Genomic DNA, 23,033 nt, shown 5'->3' with positions numbered 1-23,033 from the left:
TGGTTTATTTATGCCTACCTACTTAATTGATATTACTCATGGATTGAAAAAAATCTCACCTTTAAACCATCTCGTGGACGGGGAGTGGGAATCATGACGTATCCTAAATCCTGTTCTGGTAAGATTTGCCACCGATAATTCCTGATTAATAAAGCCGCAAATATTTTCATTTCCAATTTAGCAAATTCCTTACCAAGGCATTCTCGCATCCCTCCAGCAAAGGGAATATAACTAAATAGTTGATTTTTATCTTCTGCACGTTCAGGACTAAATCGATCGGGATCAAACTTTTCTGGTTGGGAATATATACGATTATCCTGATGGGTAAAACCTATTTGATACAAAATTGTCCATCCTTGGGGAATTTGATAACCTTTGAATTCACAGGTTTCTACAACTTGGCGAAAACCACCACCCACAGGAGGTATCAATCGCATTGTTTCCTTCAAAACCTGGTCGAGATAGGTCATTTGGGAAAGGGTTTCCAGGGTGAGTGGTTGCGCAAAACCGAGATTTTTTTGCTCCTGATAAATTTTAGTAAAAATCTCTGGATGTTGGGCAGTTTGTAGGCAAAATGAAACTAAAGCCGATGTCAACGTTTCATGACCAGCAAAGAGTAAAGTGATAATTTGATCCTTCAGTTCGTCTATACTTAGATTGTTTCCTTCTTCATCTTTGGCGTTAATTAATAAACTTAAAGCATCACGATGTTGAATACTATCAATACCATCGGTATCTTGAGTTAGTTTCTGGCGTTGGTGGATTATTTTTTCAATTGCGGCTAACAGTCGTTTTCGTCCTTGACAAGCTTGACCAAATCTTGTCCAAGGCAAATTAATTGGTATCGAAAATAAGCCATTAACAAATTTTTCGTAATCTTGACCCAATTGGGTTTGGGAAGCACCATCTGTACCCACAAATAATTTACAAGCAATATCTAAAGTATAGTTTTTTAACTCTGGATACCAAGCAAAATCCTGCAATTTTTGCCATCGCTGAAAATACTCATGACTAATCGATTCAATAGTGGCAATATAACTACTTAAAGCCCTCGGTTGAAAGGCTTGAGCAAGAACTTTACGACGTTTTTGATGTTCTCCCCCTTGTTGGACTGACAGGGAACCGGAACCAAGTAATTGTTTGGTACTTTTTGGCCAAGTGCTGTTAAAGTATTTGTTTTCGTTGGTAAACAAAAATCTATTTGCTTCTGCACCCATAAGAAAAACTGTGGGATTCCCAAATAAATGGGTTTTAAAAACCTCCCCATATTTTTGGTGACGCTGTTTGGCAAATTGGGGATTACGAAAAAATTCCAGGGTTTCACCGATAATTGGTAAGCCAAAATTTCCTGGTGGTAAAGGTAGGGTTGAGTGGTGGGAGTTGGTGTTCATGGGAAGGATATAGGGTCGTCAGAACTTTTATCTAGTGACTACGCTTTGGGTGGTTACTCAGTCAGGGAGTTTTATTATCTAATGACTAGGCTCTGGGTGGTTACTCAGTTAGCAAGTTTTATTATCTAGTGACTAGGCTCTGGGTGGTTACTCAGTTAGCAAGTTTTATTATCTAGTGACTAGGCTCTGGGTGGTCACTTAGTTAGCGAAGGCTCTGCCTTCATTCACGAGGTCAGAACCTCGTAGATTCTGCACCCACGCAGAGCATGGGTGCGAGGGAAAAGGTCGGCGATGGGTGCGAGAGAGATTAGATTCTGCACCCACGCAGAGCATGGTGCGAGGGAAAAGGTCGGCGATGGGTGCGAGGGAGATTCTGCACCCACGCAGAGCATGGTGCGAGGGGAAAGGTCGGCGATGGGTGCGAGGGAAAAGGTAAGTGTATTTACGCATAAACCACTTATTGAAGACGGGAAATAGGCTAACTGGTGGGTGGTTTGATTCCCGGTATGGTGACATCAATGGGGGTAACTTGGTTAGCAATTTGGGTTAAAGGGGGTTTAATTGCAGTTTGATTACCAACTACCAGTGTCACCAGGTTATCTGGTTTGAGGTATTTTTTGGCAACTGTTTGGATATCTGCTGCGGTGGTGGTTTCAACTTTTTCGCGGTAACGGAAGAGGAAATCTTCTGGATAACCGAAATAAGCATACCGCATAATCCGGGTGAGGACTTGCAGGGGATTTTCAAAGTTAAAGACAAAGGAATTTAAAGTTGATTCCTTCGCAAGTTTTAGTTCCCTGTCACTAACGGGTTCGGTTTGCAAGCGTTTAATTTCGGCTTTGAGAGCTTGAATAAATTGGACAGTTGCATCGGAACGGGTTTGTCCACCAGCGATAAACAGACCTGGATAGTCGTGACGGGGACTCCAAACACCGTATACAGAATAGGCTAAACCTTGACGCGATCGCAATTCGTTAAATAATCTCCCTCCGAAACCGTTCAAGACACTGGTCATCACATCTAATGCAGGATAGTCGGGACTGTTAAATTGACCACCGAGATGACCAATGAGGATATTACTTTGGGTTAACTGGGGTTGATCGACGAAAAATACTCCCCCTAGATTTGCTTGGGAAACTGGGGGTAGTTGGGGTTTAATTGGTTTAGGGGTGGGTCGCCAATCTGCAAATTTTGCTTGGATTAAATTCTTCATTTTGGCGGGTTCAAAATCCCCTGTCACCCCTAAAATCATGTTGTTGGGGTAATAATACTGCTGATAAAACTTAATTAGGTCATCACGGCTAATTTTATCGATGGTCGCAATTTCGGTTGTCCGTGCGTAGGGACTATTTTTGCCATAGATTAACTTGCGAAACTCTCGTCTGGCGATCGCGTCGGGATTGTCATTGCGACGGGTAATTTGTCCTTTTTCTTGGGTTTTAGCTAGCTCCAATTTGTCTTCTGCAAATACCGGTTCCCGCAAAATTTCCGCAAATAAACCCAGTACGGTGTCAATATCCTCCGTCAAACTTTGGAAACTGGCTGTTCCCATACTTTCATTCATACTGGTTTCCACCGATGCTGCACGTTGTTCCAACAACTGGTTCAACTCATCCCCAGTATGTTTTTTAGTTCCCCCAGTACGCATCACCGTACCCACCAACTTCGCTAACCCAGTGCGATCGCCAGGTTCTAATCTTTCACCGGTGCGGATCATCGCTGTCCCCGTAATTAATGGTAACTCCCGGTCGGGCAATAAATACACCGTCATCCCATTTTTTAACCGGAATTTTTCATATGCAGGTAGTTTAACTTCTGGTAAAGGTGGTAATTCCAACTCCGTATAATGTTTCGCTGCATTCGGTGTCGCTGCTTGTGACCAATCGAGTCCGACAAATAGTAAACTCAAGGTCAAGAGGAAAGCACAGATTACAGATTTTAATCTCATTTTTGCAAATTTTTGACGCTTTTTCATGATTCTTGACAGGGATTAGGTATATATAATTTCGTAATTACGCATTACGAATTAAATTAGTTTTTCGACAATAATTTGCCCACGGTACGATTATTCTCTGTAAAAGTGGCCTGCGCGACCCTTTGAATATCTTGGGGTGTCACCTTGGCAATTTGTTCGACTCGCTGGAATAAATTTCGCCAAGAACCAGTTTTAACTTCGTATTCTAATAACTGTTCTGCCATCCCCATGTTGCTGTCTAAACCACGGATTAAATCTGCACGAGCTTTGGTTTTTACCCGTTCTAATTCCCTGCTAGAAACAGGTTCGGTTTTGAGTCGGTCTATTTCTTGTCGTAATCCGATGGCTACTTCATCAACCGTGCGTCCGGGGGCTGTAAGTGCATAAAACAACATCAAACTTGGGTATTTATCCCCAGGAAAACCGCTAAATCCCTGAGCTGTAAGGGCTAATTTTTTATTTTGTACCAGGGATGTATACAGGCGAGAAGTACGTCCATCACTGAGTAAACGACCGATGATATCGTATACAGCTTCATCTGGGTGGGAGAGGGCTGGACGGTGATAACCTTCTAAATACCAAGGTTGGGAAGGTAGTTCTAACTTGATTTCCCGGGTTTGGGTTTGTTTGGGTTCTGCGGGAATTTTACTGGCGATTTCGGGTCTAGATTTATACCGACCAAAGTAAATCTCGGCTAAACGTTTGACTTCCTGGGGGTCCACATCCCCGACAATGGCGATCGCAATATTTTGGGGTACATAATGGGCTTGGAAGAATTCCCGCAGGTCTTGGGGGGTCAAATTCCGAATATCTTCTTCGTAACCAATCACGGGACGTTTGTAGGGATGGACGCTAAAGGCTGTTTCAATGAATTTTTCAATCATTGTACCAATGGGGGAATTATCAACCCGCAACCGTCGCTCTTCCAGAATCACCTGTTTTTCTTGGTAAAATTCCCGCTCTAATACTGGTTCTAAAAACCTTTCCGATTCCAGAGACATCCACAATTCTAATTTATTGGCGGGGAAACTGTATAAATACCGGGTTGCGTCCGCAGAAGTATTGGCATTTAAACCCACACCCCCAGCTTGTTCGACGATTTGTCCAAATTCGTTCTGATTGGATATTTTCATCGCTTCCGCTTCCACTTTGGCAAAAGTCGCTTCTAGTTTGGCTACTTCCTCCTGTTTCCCTGCTTTACGTGCTGCACGGATTTGCTGGTCAAGTTTTTCTAGCTGATCCAGTAAAGGTTTTTCTGCTTGGTAATCTTTTGTACCAATTCTCGTTGTACCTTTAAATGCTAAATGCTCTAAAAAGTGCGAAATACCAGTTTTCCCAGCAACTTCATCGGAACCACCTACGTCTACATAGGTCATAAAGGAAACGACGGGTGCTTTCTGCCGTTTTAAAACCAAAAATTTCATCCCGTTCTCTAGACGAAATTCCGTCAGGTTTTTAGTCACTTGGTCGAGATAGGGTTGAATCGAAGTACTTGGCTGGGTAGTCCCGGAATCCGGTTTTTTTGTCAATATCTGGGAACTACCACCATCCCGATATTCCTGGGTTAAATTCGTAGATGTTGCAATCGCAGGAGCGAGTCCCCACCCCCAAAATGTAAAGATAAGTAAAGCTAGGAAAATTTGCCGGTAAAGAGCAAAAAGTCCTGGTAATTTGCTTGAAATCCAATCAGAGCAAGGATTTCTCGCAAATTTAGTTTGTAAAAAAAAATGGCGATAATTTGGCATAACTACGGGTAAATGTAACAGTACGTAAGCGTTCTCACCCATAATTGGGTTATCAGGCTTAATCTGGTATATAAGTTTAAGGTTTTTGTGCTTGTCCTACTCCCAGTTAGACAATAATGCTACAAATCCTGTTCCGGGTATATCATAATAACGGATGACGGTCATGCGCCTATTTAATTCTCCTCCTACTTCCGAAGCACAAACCCGCGATCGCATTTTGCAAGCGGCACAAAAATTATTTGCAGCCCAAGGATATGACGGTACAACAACCCGTGACTTGGCGCAAGCCGCAGGTGTCGCCGAAGGAACCCTCTTTCGTCATTTTGCCAACAAAAAGGCCATTTTGGTGGAGGTGGCAACCAAGGGATGGGTGGAAATTCTCACCGATTTGTTGACGGAATTGAGTGAAATGGGTAGCTATAAAGCTGTCGCCCAGGTCATGCGCCGACGGATGTGGAATATGCACAAAAACTCGGACTTGTTACGAGTTTGCTTTATGGAAGCCCAATTCCACCCCGATTTACGCGATCGCATTCAGGAAGAAATTATTGAAAAGATGTCTGGAGTTGCCGAAGCCTATTTCCAAGAAGCGATGGATAAGGGAGTATATCGGCAGATGGATGCGAAATTGGTGGCGAAGGTATTTTTAGGTATGTTTGCGATCGCGGGATTCTCCGACAGCACGATTATGTCTCCCGAATCCTCCCCCCAAGAACTACAAAAAATGGCGGAAGGACTGGCTGATATCTTTTTAAATGGTGTTCTTTGTCATTCTTGATTAAGGAACAATACGGATTAAATTTACAAGTAGAGAAAAATATATTTAACGATATGATGAAATAGGATATATGAACCGTCTTTACTTGTTGGCTCAAGGCTGGGGGGTCTTTGTGATTACCAGTTTACTCTTGGTTGGATGGGGACTTGGGGTATCAATCGGGCGATCGCCCCGTGAAGTCACCGAACAAATGATCGGAGTCCCCCTTCCACAAGGTGTCAAACCGGAGGTTCGCTTTCAAGGGCTACTCGGTTCCATTCCCATCAATGTTGAATATGAAGCCCATATACGTTTTACCATGCCATCAGATGACCTCAATTCATTCGTCCATCGTCTAGGTTGTCCATATCCCACAAAGGAAAATGGATATGAATGCAATTTGACCTATTGGCAAGGTCTTGGCGGTCGTCCACCAAGAAATGGAACAGCAGAATCTCGTCTATACCAATTTCGATTCCGTGAAGATAATACCGTATTGGTTCAGATGCGCCTGCTATCCACTTAATATTTAATAATTTAATATGTTTTATTAATCAACACCCTCAGAGGATATTTATTTAAATTAGAGACGTAGCAATGCTACGTCCCTACCACAAAAAATTTTTTATTTGTCTTCAGCAACACCAAAATATCTACTGTTGAACCACACCAATCGGACAAGCAACGTTAGTCCCACCTAAACCACAATATCCACCGGGGTTTTTTGCTAGATACTGTTGATGGTACTCCTCGGCATAGTAAAATTCGGGTGCATCCAAAATTTCCGTAGTAATCTTGCCGTAACCAGCTTTAGTTAATGCTTCCTGGTAAACTTGACGGGACGCTTCCGCTAGTTGACGCTGTTCTGGAGAATATACATAAATACCGGAACGATATTGGGTTCCCACATCGTTTCCTTGACGCATCCCTTGGGTGGGGTCGTGATTTTCCCAGAAAATCTTAAGTAAATCCCCATAGCTGACAATTGCTGGATCAAAAACCACAAACACCACCTCGTTATGTCCAGTCATTCCCGAACAAACTTCCTTGTAGGTAGGATTCGGTGTGTAACCAGCAGCATAGCCGACCGCAGTTGTAAATACTCCTTCCTGTTGCCAAAACTTCCGTTCCGCACCCCAAAAACAACCCATACCAAACATCGCCGTTTCCATCCCTGGGGGAAAAGGTGGTTGGAGAGGATTTCCGTTCACAAAGTGGGTTGCAGGAACAGGCATTTTAGTTGTTCTTCCCGGTAAAGCCTCCTCTGGACTAGGCATAGAGGCTTTTTTCCCAAATCCAAATAGCACCATTTTGATTATTTTGTCTTTAAGTTTTGTTACTTTACTTTACTTTTAGTTTAGCCTATTTTCTGTGCTGCACTTCCCCTTCCCTTGCACCTCATCTAGGAAACTCCTTCAACAATTTGATTTTCTTGACGCAAATAGGCTTGGATAAACATATCCAAATCGCCGTTCATCACATCGGCGATCGCAGTGGTTTCCGTGTTTGTCCGTAAATCCTTCACCAGTTGGTAAGGATGGAATACATAGTTCCGAATCTGATTACCCCAGGAAGCTTCGGCTATATCACCACGAATTTCAGCCACTTCCTTGGCTTTCTGTTCCTGAGCGATTACTAATAATTTCGCTTTCAACCGTGCTAGGGCTTTTTCCTTATTTTGCAGTTGACTCCGTTCTTCTGTACAGCGAACAGCAATTCCCGTGGGAATGTGTACAACCCTCACCGCAGTCTCCACCTTGTTGACATTCTGTCCACCCTTTCCCCCAGACCGGGATGTGGTCACTTCCAAATCCTTTTCCGGTATTTCTAGTTCCACAGAATTATCAATTTGGGGCATTACCTCCACCCCAGCAAAACTGGTTTGTCGTTTACCATTGGCATTAAACGGGGAAATTCTTACCAATCGATGGGTTCCCATTTCCGAGCGTAAATAACCATAGGCATAGCGTCCAGTAATTTCAATGGTGGCAGACTTAATCCCCGCTTCATCGCCTTCCGAGCGTTCCGTTAACGTCACCCGGTAATTATGGCTTTCTGCCCAACGAGTATACATCCGTAACAACATTTCTGCCCAATCTTGAGCATCGGTTCCACCTGCACCCGCATTAATCGTTAAAACAGCTCCCTCTTTGTCATAGGTTCCAGATAGTAACTGTTCTAACTCCCACAAATCCAACTCGCGGTTAAGGGTTTTGATCGTTTCTTCCGCTTCCGTCAGTAAAGCTGGATCGGTCTCCAACTCCAGCAATTCCACCACCGCTTTGGTATCTTCCAAGCTTGCGTACCACTGCTGATGCTGTTGTAGATGGGCTTTTAAATCATTCAACTCTTGCAAGATACGCTGGGCTTTGGTTTGTTCGTCCCAAAAGTCCGGTTGAGCTGCGATTTGCTCTAAATCTTGAATTTTGGCTTGCAGTGCAGGAACGTCAAAGATAGTCCTGGGTTTTACCCAGGCGACTCGACAAAGCTTCAATTTCCCGTTTTAATTCTAAAATATCCATAATCTCTCTATACATTCGTTCCCAACCTTCACGGGTGGGAACTTTTTGCGGTACTGATATAGGTAAAATACATTACGCAATCTATACAGGCAACTATTCTAGCTGGATTTAGGTGAGAAAAGCAATTTTTCACTAATCCATATCCTGAAGGTACTGCTGCTACAGAAATTGTAACTGTGTTGATTGCAGACGGAGAGGGGGGGATTCGAACCCCCGTTAGGTTTCCCTAAAACGCATTTCGAGTGCGCCGCATTCAACCACTCTGCCACCTCTCCATTGGGTATGTTCTTGATTTTGTGTTACATTTACACGTCGCTAACCACATCAGCATCAATAATCTTCACTATTGATGCGGCTTAACTAGCATTAACTACTCCATCAGACATTATACACTATTTAACCACTACAAATCAAAAAAATAGGGAGTAGGGATTAGGGAGTGATGGAAGTAGAGATGACCGTCGGATCGTCTGTACAGGGAGTAGTCATCATCAACTGTATACACTAGAACGGATGGAAGTGTTTTTGCCCCTATTCCCTAATCCCCATCTCCGAAGATTGTGTATCCTAGAATCAGTGTCCTGTATTCTTGAATTGCGTTCCCACCAAGTTTAGAGGCAGAGATCCATATGTCAATTGAACGTATTTCTCCGAAACACTATCCCCGTGTTGGTTTTGCAAGACGTGCAGGTGCGTGGATGGTTGATTTTTTGATTACTTGGTCAGTCAGTTCGATTTTAGGACATGGTTCTTTTGGGATTCACTTGGGACAAATTTTGCTGTTTTTTCTGGTGTGGGCGATTTTGCGGATTTTGGTAGTTTATAATAATCAGGGGCAAAGTCTAGGAAGGTGGGCTTTCGATATTAAATTATTGACAGTCAACCGTGGACGAGTACCCGACCTACAAACCCTTTGCCAACGAGAAGCAATCATTGGTGTTGGTGCTCTACTGGTGGCGATCGCATTGAACAATCTGCCTCGCAATCCCACTATCATCCTATTTATCCTTCCCTTGGCAATCGACTGTGGTGTAGCTGTTTCCGATAAACAACTACGTCAAGCATTGCATGACCGTTTCGCTGGTACTATGATAGTCTCGTCCCAACGGGGATATTCCCTCGACATCAAGCTCAAGCAATTAGTTGAAACTGTGCGGCGTAATGTGCGAAGATAGGGATTTGTGTTAATTCTCTTCTGACTGAAATAGTTGTAATAAATTATGGCAAAGAATAAAGGTGTCCGAATTATCGTGACACTCGAATGTACTGAATGTCGTTCTAACCCGGCAAAACGCTCACCGGGAGTGTCCCGTTATACCACGATGAAAAATCGTCGGAATACGACCAACCGATTGGAATTGAATAAATTCTGTCCCCACTGCAATAAACACACTGTTCACAAGGAAATCAAGTAGAAATGAGCTATTATCGTCGTCGTCTATCCCCCATAAAGCCGGGAGAACCCATTGATTACAAAGATGTGGATTTGTTACGTAAATTTATTACGGAACGCGGAAAAATCTTACCACGTCGAATTACGGGTTTAACTGCGCAGCAACAGCGAGATTTAACCTTGGCGATCAAAAGAGCGCGTATATTGGCATTATTGCCGTTTATTAACGCGGAAGGTTAGTATTGACTGAAAATTTGGGATTTTGCGTCAAGTGAAGTTAGTTGGCCAAGAAGGGGCTTTCCCCAGTAGGGTGACTAACCTTGATGGGAGATGCATTGTTCTCGCAAACTTTCCCAGATGGATTTTGGATGGATGTTGAGTTGCCTCCTTCCAAAATCTAGAATTTACAGATAGGGGTGACTTACGTTTTGTGAGGTCAAGTGCAGGCTAGGTCAACAAATATCAAAATTATCAAATATGAGTTCTAGCACTCGATAAAGGTGAAAATTGTCAGGTAGGTTCAGGGTGTAGAGGGTAGAGTTAGGTTAATTGATACTACTGGATGATTTCCCTCATGGTTTTTGTGACAGCTGACAGGTGACAGGTGATAGTTGGTTGCTCCAGCAAGCATTAACCACCTCCACGAAAAGCCACCTCTTGGCCGTGTAAAGTATATATAGCTATATAGCGAACTGCCTGTAGTATACAAATAAAAGTTTCCTTGGTGAACTACTAGTATGAGTCCTAACATCATCTAAAATCGAATCTGAGGGAAACTTGATTAATGAAAAAATCTAGATAGTTAAAAGCGCAAGACTTGTGGAGAAAGGAACACTGGTAGAATGGAGAGTGGGAAGCGATCGCCGTCTGGGTGTGGTAGACCGTCCAGATGGAAAAAGCCGTTGGTTTGTGGTGGATGAGCGCGGCCAATCCCACAGTATTGCCCCTCGACAAGTCACCTACGCGCTGACAGGTGAAACCTATAAACCGTCTCAAATACCCGCATTTTTGGCTGATGTCCAGCCCTTTTTAGACCCATCTAGCTTAGAGGTTGCTTGGGAAATATTGGTTGAGGAGGGACAAAATGTGACTCCTGCGGAGATGGCAGTTTTGCTATTTTCTGAAAGCCAACCAGTTCACTGTTATGCCTCCCATTATTTGCTCTCCGATGATAAGATATACTTCAAACAAAAGGGTGAAAGTTACGAACCCCGTTCTGCGGCACAGGTTGCCGAACGCAAGCATCAAATCGAAGTAGAAACCTTAAAACTTAAAGGACAGCAGGAATTTTTAAGTCGTGTACAAGCAGCCTTAAATGGTGAGAGTGTAGAATGGCAGCGTTATGACCGCCACCGCATTGAAGCTCTAGAAAAATACGCAGCCCTACTTGCAGATATCGTCCGGGGGAATGCCAACACCGATCCGGGTAAAGCTTTCCCCCCCCCAGCACCAGTACTGGAAACGATGAACCTACTGGGTCGTCCCGCAACCCCCCAAGGAGCATTCCAACTGCTGGTTGATTTAGGTATATGGAGTCAAAATGAAAACCTTTTTCTCCGTCGTTCTGCAATTCCAGTCCAATTTCCTAGTAAGGTAATAGAAGTGGCGCAACAGCGTTTGAATTCCCACCCACCCGACCGTGATGTCGAACGTCTCGACTTGACTGGATTGAAGGTATATACAATTGATGACGAAAGTACGACCGAAATCGATGATGGTTTAAGTTGGGAAAAACTTGAGGATGGTCGGGAAAGACTTTGGGTACATATTGCCGACCCCACCCGTTGGCTGTTACCGGAAGACGAACTGGACTTAGAAGCTCGGCGACGGGGAAGTACGGTATATTTACCAACCGGAATAGTGCCGATGTTTCCGGAAATTTTAGCCACTGGACCGATGAGTTTGATTCAAGGCCAGGTTTGTTGTGCCCTCAGTTTTGGCATTATTCTGGATGCAGAGGGGGGTGTGACAGAATATACCATTCATGCCAGCCATATTAAGCCCACCTATCGCCTCACCTACGAAGACGTGGACGAAATGTTGCAGTTAGATGTGCAGGCAGAACCGGAAATTCGAGCGATCGCGAAATGGGCTGACAAAAGAAAAAAATGGCGCTATGCCCAGGGGGCGATTAGTATCAACATGCCAGAGGCGATGATTAAGGTCAAGGATGATGATATTAGTATCAGTGTGCTAGATGATTCGCCGTCGCGGCAACTGGTAGCGGAAATGATGATTTTAGCCGGGGAAGTGGCAGCCAAGTATGGTAAGGAAAATAACATACCCCTACCCTTTCGCGGACAACCTCAGCCCGAACTACCACCGGAGGAGGAGTTAATTTTGTTACCTGCCGGGTTTGTGCGAGCCTGTGCGATGCGCAGATGTATGCCGAAAAGCGAAGTGAGTATAAGTCCTGTGCGTCATGCGGGGTTAGGGTTAGATAATTATACCCAGGCGACTTCACCGATTCGTCGTTATAGCGACTTGTTGACCCATTTTCAGCTGAAAGCCCATTTACGGGGAGAAGAGTTACCATTTTCGGCGGAACAGCTAAAGGAAGTGATGATGACCGTCAGTACCACCACTCAAGAAGTAACAATGGTGGAACGGCAAACAAATCGTTATTGGGCTTTGGAGTATTTACGTCGTCAAGCTGATGCTGTGTGGCCAGCTATAGTTTTAATGTGGTTGCGGGAAGATAGTGGTTTAGCTTTAATTTTATTGGAGGATTTGGGATTGCAGTTACCCATGTTTTTCCGACGACCAGTGAGTTTGGGAGAACAGCTACTGGTGAAGGTTAGTGTGTGTGACCCCCAAAAGGATGTGATCCAGTTCCAGGAAATTATGTATCAACCAGAAACGGCTCAGTCTGGGGTAAATTAGGGATTTCTAGGATTACTGGTGCGTGGTCGCTGGGTTTTTCGAGTTTGCGGGGGTTTTTATCGATAACGCAACTTTGGGCTTGTGCGTATAATTGCGGAGTGAGGTAGTGATGGTCAATGCGCCAACCGCGATCGCGTTTAAAGGCCATTGTCCGGTAATCCCACCAGGAAAAGTGTCCCGGTTCGTCATTAAACTTGCGAAAAGCGTCGCGAAAGCCTAAATTGAGGATTTGGGATAGGGCTTCCCGTTCGGCGGTAGATGACATAATGTGATTGGGAATATCGACATGTTCGTGAATATCTTTATCTTCGAGGGCGATATTGAAATCTCCACACATACAAATATGGGGGGTGTTGGGGAGTAACTTCTGTAAATATTCCTGAAGAATTTTCAACCAACCTAACTTATAGGTATACTTCTCGCTGCCGATTTCTGAACCATTGGGAACATAAAGGTTAACAACTCGAATACCCTTGTAGATACCAGTAATTACCCGTTTTTGCTCGTCCCATTGGGGATCGATATCGGACAAAATAGAGGTAAATCCTGTTGTCACATCGGCAATTGGTTCACGACTCAGTAGAGCGACACCATTATAGGATTTTTGACCGTAGACATAAACATGGTAGCCCAACTCTTGAAAATGCGATCGCGGAAAATCGGCATCAATTACCTTAGTTTCTTGCAAACACAATACATCCACTGGGTTTTGTTGTAACCAACCAACTACATGGGTCAAACGAGTCCGAATTGAATTCACATTCCAAGTCGCGATTTTCATTCCTGATTACTTCCCAATCCACAATCTCCTATAGTTGCGTTTTGTGTATTTCTCGTCAAGCTCCCCCCCACTGAAGAGAACTGGGGATGCTTTCGGGAGCAGGGGAGAAGGAAGCTTTTTATTCTCCTATTCACCCGACTTTCTTTGACTTTATAAGAGGATGTTTTACAAGTCGATTTTAATACTTGAATTATCGTTTTTGGGAGCGCGACATGTCCGTCGTACTCTCGAAGGAAAAATCAGCTTGATAACCCCATATCCAGAGTCAGGACAATAGTCAAAATAGTGATAATTAATACTTGAGAAACAACCTCTAAGTAGGTGTGTGGTCAAAATTGTCGTTGAGATCAGGGAGTAGAGACAACCCGACGGGTCGTTTCTACGCCAAATAAACGGTTGCGTTGCGGTTTTATGTTTAATTGCACCTACCTAATGACACAGGATCGGAGATTAACTTGCAATTCGCAAAAACCCAAAATCTCAAGTCTAAAGTCTCAAATCCAATTGATCCCCAAGGTAGATGAATCAAAAAGCCTTGAGAAACTATCTTTGAAAAGTCTAAATCACTTAAAAATTAAAGCTGCTAACAAAGGAGGGCGGAACTATATCTAAAGGCAGATTATTGGGACTATTATTGATAGTAATAAATAGTCTTGATGTAAACTGCTAAAGGGAAAGGTCAATTTTTTATTCCCTTAACAATTGTTAAAGTCCATGACTAAAATATTAATAAAATATGGACTTTTATAAAATCTGAACCAAAATAAAGTATGAAAATAGCCCAAGTTGCCCCGTTATGGGAGCGAGTTCCACCACCAACCTATGGAGGGATTGAACTTGTTGTTAGTCGCTTGACAGACGAGTTAGTGCGTCGAGGTCATGACGTAACCTTGTTTGCATCAGGAGACTCACAAACATTGGCAAAACTAGAATCGGTTTATCCCCATGCACTGCGTCTCGATCCCAAGGTGAAAGAATATGCGGTGTATGAAACCCTAGAACTGAGCCATGTTTACCAAAAAGCGGGGGAATTCGATATTATCCATTCCCATGTCGGGGTTCCAGCTTTACCATTAGCGAGTTTAGTAAATACACCAACAGTCCATACTTTACACGGTAAATTTAACCGTGATACTCAGGCAGTCTATTTACACCATCATCATCAACCCTTTGTTAGTATTAGTGATGCCCAGCGTCAAATTAATCTCAACTACGTGGGTACGGTTTATAACGGTATTTCCTTAGCAGATTATAAATTCGTCGGTAATCCCCAAGAGCCAGCTTATTTGGCGTTCCTGGGGCGTTTTTCGCCGGAAAAAGGGCCTCACCATGCGATCGCGATCGCAAAACAAACTGGTTGGAAACTGAAAATGGCGGGTAAAGTTGATGTTGTAGACCAGGAGTTTTTTGAACGAGAGGTCGCTCCCCATATTGATGGTCAACAGATTGAATACCTCGGTGAAGTTGACCACAACGGCAAGGTAGAACTACTCGCGAATGCCAGTGTCACCCTATTTCCCATTACTTGGGCTGAACCCTTTGGTTTAGTGATGATTGAATCAATGGCCACCGGCACACCAGTAATTGCCATGAATTTAGGCTCGGTTCCAGAGGTGATAAATCATGGTGTAACAGGGTTTGTCTGTCAGGCATATGCAGAGATTGCGGCCATGATTCCCCAGGCTTTAGAACTTGACCGTCACAGGTGTCGTCAACACGTTGCGGAGAATTTCAGCGTCCAGCAAATGGTGGACGCTTATGAGGCGGTTTATCAACAAATTATCCAAGACCGGATTGGCAAAAATGGACGTATCCATGCAGCCAAGATTCAGATGTAGTGGTAATTAGTGCCCTGTTCTCGTACCTTTGCGAAGGACTGTAGGTTTCACTGCATTGTTAATGTCATGAATTCATAACTTTTTCCCATACAGAAAAGGAGGACGATATATGAGTATGCGAGCAAACAGTTGTCCCTGTTGCGGAAGTTCCATGCTGTTGCGTCACGTCCGTCACGGTCAAATTTACTGGTTTTGTCAAGCCTGTCGGCAAGAAGTGACATTATTAACAGTTAATCGCACACCAGGAGGAACTGGTGTGCAAGGGGTGAGTTCTAAACCCACAGTGAGTGTGTAGATAGCGTGATTTGAAGTGATGTGGATGGGTTAATCTTGGTTTTGGTAGGTGTGTGAGGTTTGGGAGCGTAATTCACAGATTGACCCTTGATTCGGCTTGAGAAATAAAGACAAAAAAAAATAGAATCGGTTCCCGCCCCATTAGATTTTTCTAGTGGGGAAAATTTTGTACCAATTTGAAAAAAGAATGCAACAGATGAATTGTGTAGAGAGGTCGCATTGCTATGTCTGATATCGTTGCATCTGTATGAGTTAAAATCACCCATATCATCCATTCAAATCAACATGTTGGCAGCAGTTTTGTACGGACAGGAAGACTTGCGTTTGCAACAAGTCGATGACCCAACCCCAGGGGAGGGGGAAATCGTGATTCAAGTAGGTGTCGCGACCACCTGCGGGACTGATTTAAAAGTATGGCGACGGGGTGGTCATGCGAAAATGCTCAAACCTCCCACATTGTTTGGTCATGAAGCTGCGGGGAGGATTGTGGCAATGGGGAAAAATGTCAGAGGATGGCAAATCGGCGATCGCGTGGTTGCCAATAATTCGGCTCCCTGTATGGATTGCTTTTTCTGTCACCGGGGGGAATATTCCCTCTGTCCAAATTTGACCTGGAATAATGGTACATTCGCGGAGTATTTGAAAATACCAGCCCCCATTGTGGAACATAATTTATTGCCGATTCCGGAGGGTTTAGGGGATGAATTAGCAGCCATGACCGAACCTTTGGCTTGTGTGCTACATGGTGTTTCCCGTTCTCATATTAAACCAGGCGATCGCGTGGTGATATTGGGAGATGGAGCCATTGGTTTAATGTTTGTAGCCAAGTTGGTTGGGGATATGGACGTGGAAGTGATCGTTTTTGGTGGGAGCGATCGCAGATTAGCAATTGCCCAAAAATTTGGTGCAACCCAAACATTTAATTATCGCCAAATTGCGGATATACCTGGTGTAGTGCAGGATATAACCGACGGGATGGGAGCGGATATCATTATTGAAGCGACCGGAGTACCCAGTGCTTGGGAAACCGCGATCGCTTGTAGTCGTCCAGGGGGAACGGTGAATTTATTTGGGGGGTGTCCCCGTGATACAACTATTCAAGTGAGTACAGAACTGCTGCATTACAGCGAATTGACCGTGAAAGGTGTATTTCATAACACACCTAAATATGTCCGTGCAGCCCTAGATTTGTTAGCAACTCGGAAAATACCCTTTGAACTGTTGATTAGTCAAACCCGACCCTTAGAGGAACTGGGATTAGCCTTTACCCAAATGCGCGATCGCCAAGCGATTAAAGTTGCCATCAAACCGTTTTATTAGTAGAGACGTAGCAATACTACGTCTACGTCAAATTTTCAATTTATATTTGTATTTAGCGAAGCCGATTTTCAAACCCGATTTACAGTTTTTTCCGTTTTTTCCACTGTTTGTAATTGGGGAATTTCAATCAAAAATTCAGTTCCTTGCTGTGGTACAGAATTACATTTTAAAATTCCCTTGTGTTTTTCCACAATTATTTGATAACTGATTGATAAACCTAAACCAGTTCCCTGTCCCACAGGTTTTGTGGTAAAAAATGGGTCGAATAAACGTTTGATAATTTCTTCCGGGATTCCCCCTGCATTATCACGGATAGAAATGATGGCGCTGGGAAGATGATTGGGAAGTTGACCGACACTGGTTTTAATCCAAATTTGGGCCGGAAATTTTGCTGTTTGTTGATAGCGCTGTTCTTCTAATGCATCAATGGCATTAGTTAAAATGTTCATGAATACCTGATTGAGTTGTCCCGCATAGCATTCGATTTGAGGTAAATTTCCGTATTCTTTAATGATTTGAATTGCGGGGGTGTCGGGTTTAGCTTTAAGACGATGTTGGAGGATTAATAGAGTACTATCAATACCTTCGTGGATATTAACCGGTTTCATTTCGGCTTGATCGAGACGGGAAAAATTGCGTAAAGATAAAACAATTTGGCGAATGCGATCAACACCTACATTCATAGATGCAAGCATTTTTGGCAAATCTTCCACCAGAAAACCGAGGTCAATTTCTTCCGCATATTCAATGATTTCGGGATGGACACCAGGAAAGTGTTTTTGATAGAGGTTTAACATTTCCAGCAAGTCTTGACAATACTGGTTAACATGTTTGATATTGCCGTAAATAAAGTTTACTGGGTTATTAATTTCGTGCGCAACTCCTGCAACTAATTGTCCGAGACTGGACATTTTTTCCGTTTGGATTAATTGCGCTTGAGCTTGCTTAAGTTCTTGAATAGTTTGTGTGAGTTGATGGGCTTGTTTTTGACTTTGTTCCAGCAATTCTGCTTGTTGCAGAGCAATTCCTAATTGCACGGCTGTTTGACGCAGAAAATCCACATCTGCTTTTTCCCAAATCCGGGAATTTTGCTGGTGGTAGGCGATAATTAAACCCCAGGGTTTTTTATCTAGAATAATCGGTGCGATCGCTAATGCTTGCATTTGCAGTTTTTCCACCAGTTCGATTTGTGGTTTGGGTAAATTCAGGGTGTAAATATTCTCAATTGTAAATGGTTCTAAATAATCGGCTTGACCGATAAATTCATGGAAAAATAGCTGATTCCAATTAATTTCTGTCTCTTGATAATTATCTGTCAGCCATTGGGAATTAGTTCGATGAAAATTACCGATAAAACAGGTTTTACCATCATCCAGCCAACGATATATGGTGACACAATCAGTTCTTAACAGTTGACAAATATCGCGAGCAGTGGTCTTAAAAATTGTCTCCACATCTAAAGCCGCACTAATTTGTTCGGTAACTTCAGAAATAAATCTTTGTTGTTCCGAAACATTTTGTAATTGAAGAGTACGCTCTTGAACTTGATTTTCTAATAATTCATTAAATAAATGAATTTGTTGATATAAATTATGGGCATAGACAGCAGAAGCAAATCTAGTTCCCAATTCTTGGGCAAATTCAATATCTTCTTGGCTCCAACCAACAGGTTGAGATTGCTTTAATTCCCGCCATTGAGCAAAGGATTGACGGGGATACAGTTGACGTGCATCGGGATCAAATTTTCCAGCCCAGATTTTTTCCGTATCGTATGCACCACGAAAAATAGTGATATAACCTAATAATTGTTGTCGAGAAATCAGGGGAATAATTAAAATACTACGAATTTTAGTATCCACAAAAGCAGGAAATAAACTTTCTAAATCCGCTTCTTGATAAATATCTGGAATCACCCACAAATTAAATTCATTCCCTTGATAATGTTCTCGTAACTCTATCGCTTGTTCGATGAATTTCCAACCACAACCATCAAAGCGAATTGGTTGCTCCCCATAACTATAAATCAACAAATTTTCCTGTCCTAACTCCACCTGGTCGCGGAAATTATACATGCGACCGTTATATCCTTCAAAACAAGAATTTCCCAAACACACACGTCCACCAATTCCCCCAAAGGCTTTTACAGTAGTATCAAGTGCTATTTGAATTTCCACATCCGGTAAGGAATGAAGCGCATCCACCACCTGATTAATAATTTTTTCCCGCGCAGCGATCGCCCTAGTCGATTCTAGCAACTGGTGGTGAGCGATCGCGATCGCAATTTGTTCTACCACCATTTGCAGTGCTTCAACTTCCACAGGTGATACATCCCGCTCCTGGGAATGGTGGGAAACCAGCAACCCCCACAATTGCTCATGATGACAAATCGGTACAACTACGGATGATTTCACTCCCATTGCTCGTAAATACTGGATGTGACAGGGGTCTACATCACGGGAAAAAAACTCCTGAGCATGGATTTCATCCTCCTGTACGTCCCAAACGGAACTTTCAGAAATTTTTCCGGTTTCAATATTGACTATGGAACGAACTCGTGACCTCCTAAAGGCTTCCCTTGCAGATACAGGAATATCATCGGCGGGAAAGTGTAACTTATATAATGAAGGTAAACGGTTATCTTGGAGCGACTCCGCTACCACCTGACCGCTACCATCCACGTCAAACTGATAGATTTTTACCCTATCTGTGTTCAGAAAATCCCTCACCTCCCTGACGGTGGCTTGTAAAATTTCTGACAGTTCCCCGCAGCGACGGATGCGATTATTGATCCGTCGCAGTAAGGAGTTCTGTTGACGGCTGATTTGTAAATCTTGCTCTAGAGTCCGAGTCATTGTAGTAATTAAAATTAGGGATATTTGATTTTCTTTTTTATTATTTAATTATTTCTATTTTTAGGTTGTTTTAATCTCTGTGTCTTCCGTAAAATCACCGACTATTAAATGGGTATTTCTAAATAATAATTAATATTATTTCCAGTTGTTTTGTCGTATTCTAGAAATGATTTGTATTCACAAAAACAAAATCATGAAAATATACAACCAAATCGAAAAATATAAAATCTGGTTGTCAAGATTTCGTTAAATTCAAAAATCCAGAAAATAGGGAATAGCAACAGAACTGAAGCCTGTAGGCGGAGATTTGTTCCCGAAGAAGCTAATGCCAATTGGAAAAATTAATGTAACAGATATATATTGGCAAGTATTGCTATGTAAAGGTTTTCAAATCTATCACCCGAAGTAAAAATCTAGGACAGAGTTCTTGAAAGAACCTCCTTCTACAATGAGCAATCCAGAATCTAAAATCTAAAACCGTATAATAACTTTTGCATACTTGGTGGTTTTATGACATTGATGTCACACTGAACAGTCAACAATTATCAATAAGCAATTGATTAAGGTGATAAACGGTAAATTTCCCAAGTGCGATCGCTCACATGTTTGTATAATAAACGGTCATGTAAACGGCTCGGTCTTCCTTGCCAAAATTCAATTTCGGCAGGAATAACACGTAATCCCCCCCAATGGGGAGGACGGGGTATTTCTTGATTTTGATATTGAATTTGTAACTCTTGAAATTTAGTTTCCAAAACTTCTCGATTCGGGATAACTTGACTTTGCTGGGACACCCAAGCACCAAGACGACTATTCACAGGACGGCTGTGGAAATAGGCATCTGATTCTGACTCAGAAACCTTTTCCACATGTCCAGAAATACGTACTTGACGTTCAATCTCTGCCCACCAAAATACGAGGGATGCTTGGGGATTTTCAGCTAACTCCTGTCCTTTTTGGCTAGTGTAATTGGTAAAAAAAACGAATCCCCGTTCATCAAAATCCTTGAGTAAAACAATGCGAGCAGATGGTTTACCATCTGGAGTCGAGGTTGCAAGCGTCATCGCGTTCGGTTCGATAATTTTGGCATCCTGTGCAGCTGCAAACCAACGTCGAAACTGGACAAACGGATTTGCATCCACATCGGTCTCAGCTAACCCTTGCAAGCTATAGTCTTTACGCAGGTCTGCGATCGCTTTATCCATGATGATATATATCCTGATTATTTTCGGAGTTTTAATACGGTTTTAAGGAAAATCTATCATAATTCATCATCATGGACACAATAAACCCATCTACCGACATCAACACAAATCTTTCAATTTTGTGGATCGCAGCATGAACCGTTCCCTATTGTCACAGTTATTCACATCTCTGGAATCGCGATGGGGGTCACCAGAAATGCGATCGCAATCTTATAACAGGGTTTTGTGATTGCGTGCAATACCTAGTACGGGTTGGCGGAAATATCCATACCATTTATCTGGTGACTATGCTCTGCGTAGTCACCCAGTGAATGAAGGCTCTGCCTTCATTCACGAGGCTGGAGCCTCACACTCTTGGACTCCCACGCGGAGCATGGGAGCTAGGGAAATGGTAGGCGTATTTCCGCCGACTTGTACTAGTCAAATACCCAAACAATAACTAGCACTGTCGTATAGATGGGTCAGGATTAACATACAGTTACACCATTTCCCTCAAATTTTGATACATTTTCTTCCCCTGCTCCCGAAAGCTCCCCATCAGGTATCAACCCAAAATGCAAACGGTATTACTTTCCCGATTATCCATTTCCCCAATTGCGTAGAAAATGTAAAAAAAAGATGTGCGTAAATAGCAAATAAGCGCTACTATAAAAAAGCTTAACCAGGGAATCTCTGCTTACACTCCATGTCCAAAGCTCATGTAATCGGATTAGGTAAGTCCGGTGTGGCTGCGGCCAGGTTGTTGAAACGAGAAGGTTGGGAGGTGGAAATTGGCGATACCAAAACCTCCCCAGACCTCCTCCATCTCCAACAGGAACTTGCAGCCGAAAATATTACCGTTAAATTAGGGTATTCCCTGCAACTAGATGGCGAACAGGACCCCCAACTAATCGTCGTCAGTCCCGGTGTCCCTTGGGACATACCCGTCCTTGTCCAAGCCCGCAACCAAGGAATCGAAACCATAGGGGAAATGGAACTGGCTTGGCGTAACCTGAATACCGTTCCCTGGGTGGGAATTACCGGAACTAATGGTAAAACCACCACCACATCCCTAGTTGCAGCCATCTTTCAAACCGCCGGTTTGAATGCTCCTAGTTGTGGTAATATCGGCTATGCAGCTACCGAGGTCGCCCTTGCATCTGCCCAGGCTGGAGACCATACCCTACCCCTCGATTGGGTCATCGCCGAAATTAGTAGTTATCAAAGCGAGTCATCTTCCACCCTATCTCCGCGAATCGGGATTTGGACAACCTTCACCCCCGATCACTTAGCTCGTCACAAAACTTTAGAAAACTACTACAATATCAAAGCAAAACTTCTCCACAAATCAGAGCTACAAATATTTAATGGTGATGACCTATACCTGCGGCAAGTAGGTTTGAGTCAGTGGGAAAATGCCTACTGGACAAGTGTCAAGGGCGAGAAAGAATTAATCGGTCATCGAGGCTTTTATCTTGAAGACGGTTGGGTCATGGAAAAACTCACTCCCCAATCCTCATCAATCAGAATTATTCCCAGTTCCGCCTTAAAAATGGTTGGTACACACAACCTGCAAAATCTCCTCATGGCAGTCGCCGCCGCCCGATTAGCTGGTATAGAATCGGACGCGATTCATCAAGCTATCAGTGAATTTCCGGGTGTACCCCACCGGGTAGAGTTGATTTGTACTTGGTCAGGTATTCAGTTCATTAATGATAGTAAGGCGACTAATTACGATGCAGCCGAAGTCGGATTAAAATCCGTTGCTGCACCAGTTATACTGATTGCTGGTGGAGAAGCCAAGGAAGGGGAAGACACAGCTTGGTTAGCCGAGATTCAAGCAAAAGCCGCCTATGTATTGTTAATTGGCAATGCAGCCCCATATTTCGGTCAACGATTGGCAAGTATCGGTTATCACAACTATCTGGATGTGGGGACAATGGCTAAGGCAGTGGATATGGCGGGTGATTTGGCTCAAAAATACCAAGCCAAGTCTGTGTTATTGTCGCCTGCATGTGCGAGTTTTGACCAGTATCCTAATTTTGAAGTCCGTGGTGACGATTTTCGCCAACTATGTTTGACCAAGTTTGGGTGATTT

19 protein-coding genes and 1 tRNA gene are annotated in these 23,033 nt (G+C 43.2%); 11 read left to right on the top strand and 9 right to left on the bottom strand.

Going from position 1 to position 23,033, the window contains the following annotated elements:
- Window positions 1-32: 32 nt before the first annotated feature.
- Window positions 33-1,391, bottom strand: a complete 1,359-nt coding sequence (locus CDC37_RS00875; protein WP_096620058.1) for a cytochrome P450 — start codon at window positions 1,389-1,391, stop codon at window positions 33-35.
- A gap of 291 nt (window positions 1,392-1,682) precedes the next feature.
- Between CDC37_RS00875 and CDC37_RS00870 the strand changes: the two genes are divergently transcribed.
- A complete protein-coding gene (locus CDC37_RS00870; protein ID WP_096620057.1) occupies window positions 1,683-1,868 on the top strand; it encodes a hypothetical protein in 186 nt (61 codons plus the stop codon).
- 1 nt (window position 1,869) lies between these two features.
- Here the strand turns inward: CDC37_RS00870 and CDC37_RS00865 are convergent, their stop codons facing one another.
- Together CDC37_RS00865 and CDC37_RS00860 are read right to left on the bottom strand one after the other, a co-directional pair.
- On the bottom strand, window positions 1,870-3,339 hold the full coding sequence (locus CDC37_RS00865; protein WP_096625773.1) for a M16 family metallopeptidase: 1,470 nt from the start codon (window positions 3,337-3,339) through the stop codon (window positions 1,870-1,872).
- Window positions 3,340-3,422: 83 nt separating this feature from the next.
- Complete coding sequence (locus CDC37_RS00860) at window positions 3,423-5,153, bottom strand: M16 family metallopeptidase (protein ID WP_231943176.1); 1,731 nt, start codon at window positions 5,151-5,153, stop codon at window positions 3,423-3,425.
- 121 nt (window positions 5,154-5,274) lie between these two features.
- Between CDC37_RS00860 and CDC37_RS00855 the strand changes: the two genes are divergently transcribed.
- Window positions 5,275-5,889, top strand: a complete 615-nt coding sequence (locus CDC37_RS00855) for a TetR/AcrR family transcriptional regulator (RefSeq protein ID WP_096625771.1) — start codon at window positions 5,275-5,277, stop codon at window positions 5,887-5,889.
- Window positions 5,890-5,959: 70 nt separating this feature from the next.
- Window positions 5,960-6,394 carry a hypothetical protein gene (locus CDC37_RS00850; RefSeq protein ID WP_096620055.1) on the top strand — a complete coding sequence of 145 codons (435 nt, stop codon included), beginning with the start codon at window positions 5,960-5,962 and terminating at the stop codon, window positions 6,392-6,394.
- A 127-nt stretch (window positions 6,395-6,521) separates the two neighbouring features.
- Here the strand turns inward: CDC37_RS00850 and msrA are convergent, their stop codons facing one another.
- The 3 genes from msrA to CDC37_RS00835 all read right to left on the bottom strand — a co-directional run bounded on the left by msrA (window position 6,522) and on the right by CDC37_RS00835 (window position 8,665).
- A complete protein-coding gene (gene msrA / locus CDC37_RS00845; protein ID WP_096620054.1) occupies window positions 6,522-7,178 on the bottom strand; it encodes a peptide-methionine (S)-S-oxide reductase MsrA in 657 nt (218 codons plus the stop codon).
- Window positions 7,179-7,270: 92 nt separating this feature from the next.
- Window positions 7,271-8,390 (bottom strand): peptide chain release factor 2 gene (gene prfB, locus CDC37_RS00840; RefSeq protein WP_157780607.1). Its coding sequence is split into 2 segments (ribosomal slippage): window positions 7,271-8,317 and window positions 8,319-8,390, totalling 1,119 coding nucleotides; the frame shifts between segments, so codons are not numbered across the junction.
- A gap of 190 nt (window positions 8,391-8,580) precedes the next feature.
- Window positions 8,581-8,665: transfer RNA gene (locus tag CDC37_RS00835), tRNA-Ser, on the bottom strand.
- 354 nt (window positions 8,666-9,019) lie between these two features.
- Between CDC37_RS00835 and CDC37_RS00830 the strand changes: the two genes are divergently transcribed.
- The 4 genes from CDC37_RS00830 to CDC37_RS00815 all read left to right on the top strand — a co-directional run bounded on the left by CDC37_RS00830 (window position 9,020) and on the right by CDC37_RS00815 (window position 12,666).
- Entirely contained in the window at window positions 9,020-9,565 is a 546-nt protein-coding gene (locus CDC37_RS00830; RefSeq protein WP_096620052.1) for an RDD family protein, read from the top strand.
- A 45-nt stretch (window positions 9,566-9,610) separates the two neighbouring features.
- On the top strand, window positions 9,611-9,805 hold the full coding sequence (rpmG, locus tag CDC37_RS00825; protein ID WP_096620051.1) for a 50S ribosomal protein L33: 195 nt from the start codon (window positions 9,611-9,613) through the stop codon (window positions 9,803-9,805).
- A 2-nt stretch (window positions 9,806-9,807) separates the two neighbouring features.
- Entirely contained in the window at window positions 9,808-10,023 is a 216-nt protein-coding gene (gene rpsR, locus CDC37_RS00820; RefSeq protein ID WP_016875849.1) for a 30S ribosomal protein S18, read from the top strand.
- 579 nt (window positions 10,024-10,602) lie between these two features.
- Window positions 10,603-12,666 carry a ribonuclease catalytic domain-containing protein gene (locus CDC37_RS00815; protein ID WP_096620050.1) on the top strand — a complete coding sequence of 688 codons (2,064 nt, stop codon included), beginning with the start codon at window positions 10,603-10,605 and terminating at the stop codon, window positions 12,664-12,666.
- On the opposite strand, the gene xth is transcribed toward CDC37_RS00815, so the two are convergent.
- On the bottom strand, window positions 12,626-13,447 hold the full coding sequence (gene xth / locus CDC37_RS00810) for an exodeoxyribonuclease III (protein ID WP_096620049.1): 822 nt from the start codon (window positions 13,445-13,447) through the stop codon (window positions 12,626-12,628). The genes CDC37_RS00815 and xth overlap by 41 nt on opposite strands.
- 770 nt (window positions 13,448-14,217) lie before the next feature.
- Between xth and CDC37_RS00805 the strand changes: the two genes are divergently transcribed.
- The 3 genes from CDC37_RS00805 to CDC37_RS00795 all read left to right on the top strand — a co-directional run bounded on the left by CDC37_RS00805 (window position 14,218) and on the right by CDC37_RS00795 (window position 16,899).
- Window positions 14,218-15,285, top strand: coding sequence for a glycosyltransferase family 4 protein (locus CDC37_RS00805; protein ID WP_096620048.1), 1,068 nt, complete (start codon window positions 14,218-14,220; stop codon window positions 15,283-15,285).
- 109 nt (window positions 15,286-15,394) lie between these two features.
- Complete coding sequence (locus CDC37_RS00800; RefSeq protein WP_096620047.1) at window positions 15,395-15,580, top strand: hypothetical protein; 186 nt, start codon at window positions 15,395-15,397, stop codon at window positions 15,578-15,580.
- A gap of 284 nt (window positions 15,581-15,864) precedes the next feature.
- The gene (locus CDC37_RS00795; RefSeq protein WP_096620046.1) at window positions 15,865-16,899 is read left to right on the top strand and encodes a zinc-dependent alcohol dehydrogenase; all 1,035 of its coding nucleotides are present in this window, start codon (window positions 15,865-15,867) and stop codon (window positions 16,897-16,899) included.
- 68 nt (window positions 16,900-16,967) lie between these two features.
- On the opposite strand, the gene CDC37_RS00790 is transcribed toward CDC37_RS00795, so the two are convergent.
- Both CDC37_RS00790 and pdxH read right to left on the bottom strand, forming a co-directional pair.
- Window positions 16,968-19,751, bottom strand: a complete 2,784-nt coding sequence (locus CDC37_RS00790; RefSeq protein WP_096620045.1) for a GAF domain-containing protein — start codon at window positions 19,749-19,751, stop codon at window positions 16,968-16,970.
- A gap of 560 nt (window positions 19,752-20,311) precedes the next feature.
- A complete protein-coding gene (gene pdxH / locus CDC37_RS00785) occupies window positions 20,312-20,956 on the bottom strand; it encodes a pyridoxamine 5'-phosphate oxidase (protein ID WP_096620044.1) in 645 nt (214 codons plus the stop codon).
- A gap of 685 nt (window positions 20,957-21,641) precedes the next feature.
- On the opposite strand from pdxH, the gene murD reads away from it, so the two are divergent.
- Complete coding sequence (murD, locus tag CDC37_RS00780) at window positions 21,642-23,030, top strand: UDP-N-acetylmuramoyl-L-alanine--D-glutamate ligase (RefSeq protein ID WP_096620043.1); 1,389 nt, start codon at window positions 21,642-21,644, stop codon at window positions 23,028-23,030.
- The last annotated feature ends 3 nt before the right edge of the window (window positions 23,031-23,033 follow it).

Source organism: Calothrix sp. NIES-3974, from assembly GCF_002368395.1.
Lineage (GTDB): Bacteria > Cyanobacteriota > Cyanobacteriia > Cyanobacteriales > Nostocaceae > NIES-3974.
The sequence above is the reverse complement of the archived record's forward strand: the minus strand, read 5'-3'. Positions and strand labels throughout refer to the sequence as shown.

Coding starts and splice junctions, on each gene's coding strand:
- murD (WP_096620043.1), top strand. CDS start 21,642: ATGTCCAAAGCTCATGTAATCGGATTAGGTAAGTCCGGTGTGGCTGCG.
- CDC37_RS00860 (WP_231943176.1), bottom strand. CDS start 5,153: ATGGGTGAGAACGCTTACGTACTGTTACATTTACCCGTAGTTATGCCA.
- CDC37_RS00830 (WP_096620052.1), top strand. CDS start 9,020: ATGTCAATTGAACGTATTTCTCCGAAACACTATCCCCGTGTTGGTTTT.
- rpmG (WP_096620051.1), top strand. CDS start 9,611: ATGGCAAAGAATAAAGGTGTCCGAATTATCGTGACACTCGAATGTACT.
- CDC37_RS00865 (WP_096625773.1), bottom strand. CDS start 3,339: ATGAGATTAAAATCTGTAATCTGTGCTTTCCTCTTGACCTTGAGTTTA.
- CDC37_RS00870 (WP_096620057.1), top strand. CDS start 1,683: ATGGGTGCGAGAGAGATTAGATTCTGCACCCACGCAGAGCATGGTGCG.
- CDC37_RS00875 (WP_096620058.1), bottom strand. CDS start 1,391: ATGAACACCAACTCCCACCACTCAACCCTACCTTTACCACCAGGAAAT.
- xth (WP_096620049.1), bottom strand. CDS start 13,447: ATGAAAATCGCGACTTGGAATGTGAATTCAATTCGGACTCGTTTGACC.
- msrA (WP_096620054.1), bottom strand. CDS start 7,178: ATGGTGCTATTTGGATTTGGGAAAAAAGCCTCTATGCCTAGTCCAGAG.
- rpsR (WP_016875849.1), top strand. CDS start 9,808: ATGAGCTATTATCGTCGTCGTCTATCCCCCATAAAGCCGGGAGAACCC.
- CDC37_RS00805 (WP_096620048.1), top strand. CDS start 14,218: ATGAAAATAGCCCAAGTTGCCCCGTTATGGGAGCGAGTTCCACCACCA.
- pdxH (WP_096620044.1), bottom strand. CDS start 20,956: ATGGATAAAGCGATCGCAGACCTGCGTAAAGACTATAGCTTGCAAGGG.
- CDC37_RS00800 (WP_096620047.1), top strand. CDS start 15,395: ATGAGTATGCGAGCAAACAGTTGTCCCTGTTGCGGAAGTTCCATGCTG.
- CDC37_RS00850 (WP_096620055.1), top strand. CDS start 5,960: ATGAACCGTCTTTACTTGTTGGCTCAAGGCTGGGGGGTCTTTGTGATT.
- CDC37_RS00795 (WP_096620046.1), top strand. CDS start 15,865: ATGTTGGCAGCAGTTTTGTACGGACAGGAAGACTTGCGTTTGCAACAA.
- CDC37_RS00790 (WP_096620045.1), bottom strand. CDS start 19,751: ATGACTCGGACTCTAGAGCAAGATTTACAAATCAGCCGTCAACAGAAC.
- CDC37_RS00855 (WP_096625771.1), top strand. CDS start 5,275: ATGCGCCTATTTAATTCTCCTCCTACTTCCGAAGCACAAACCCGCGAT.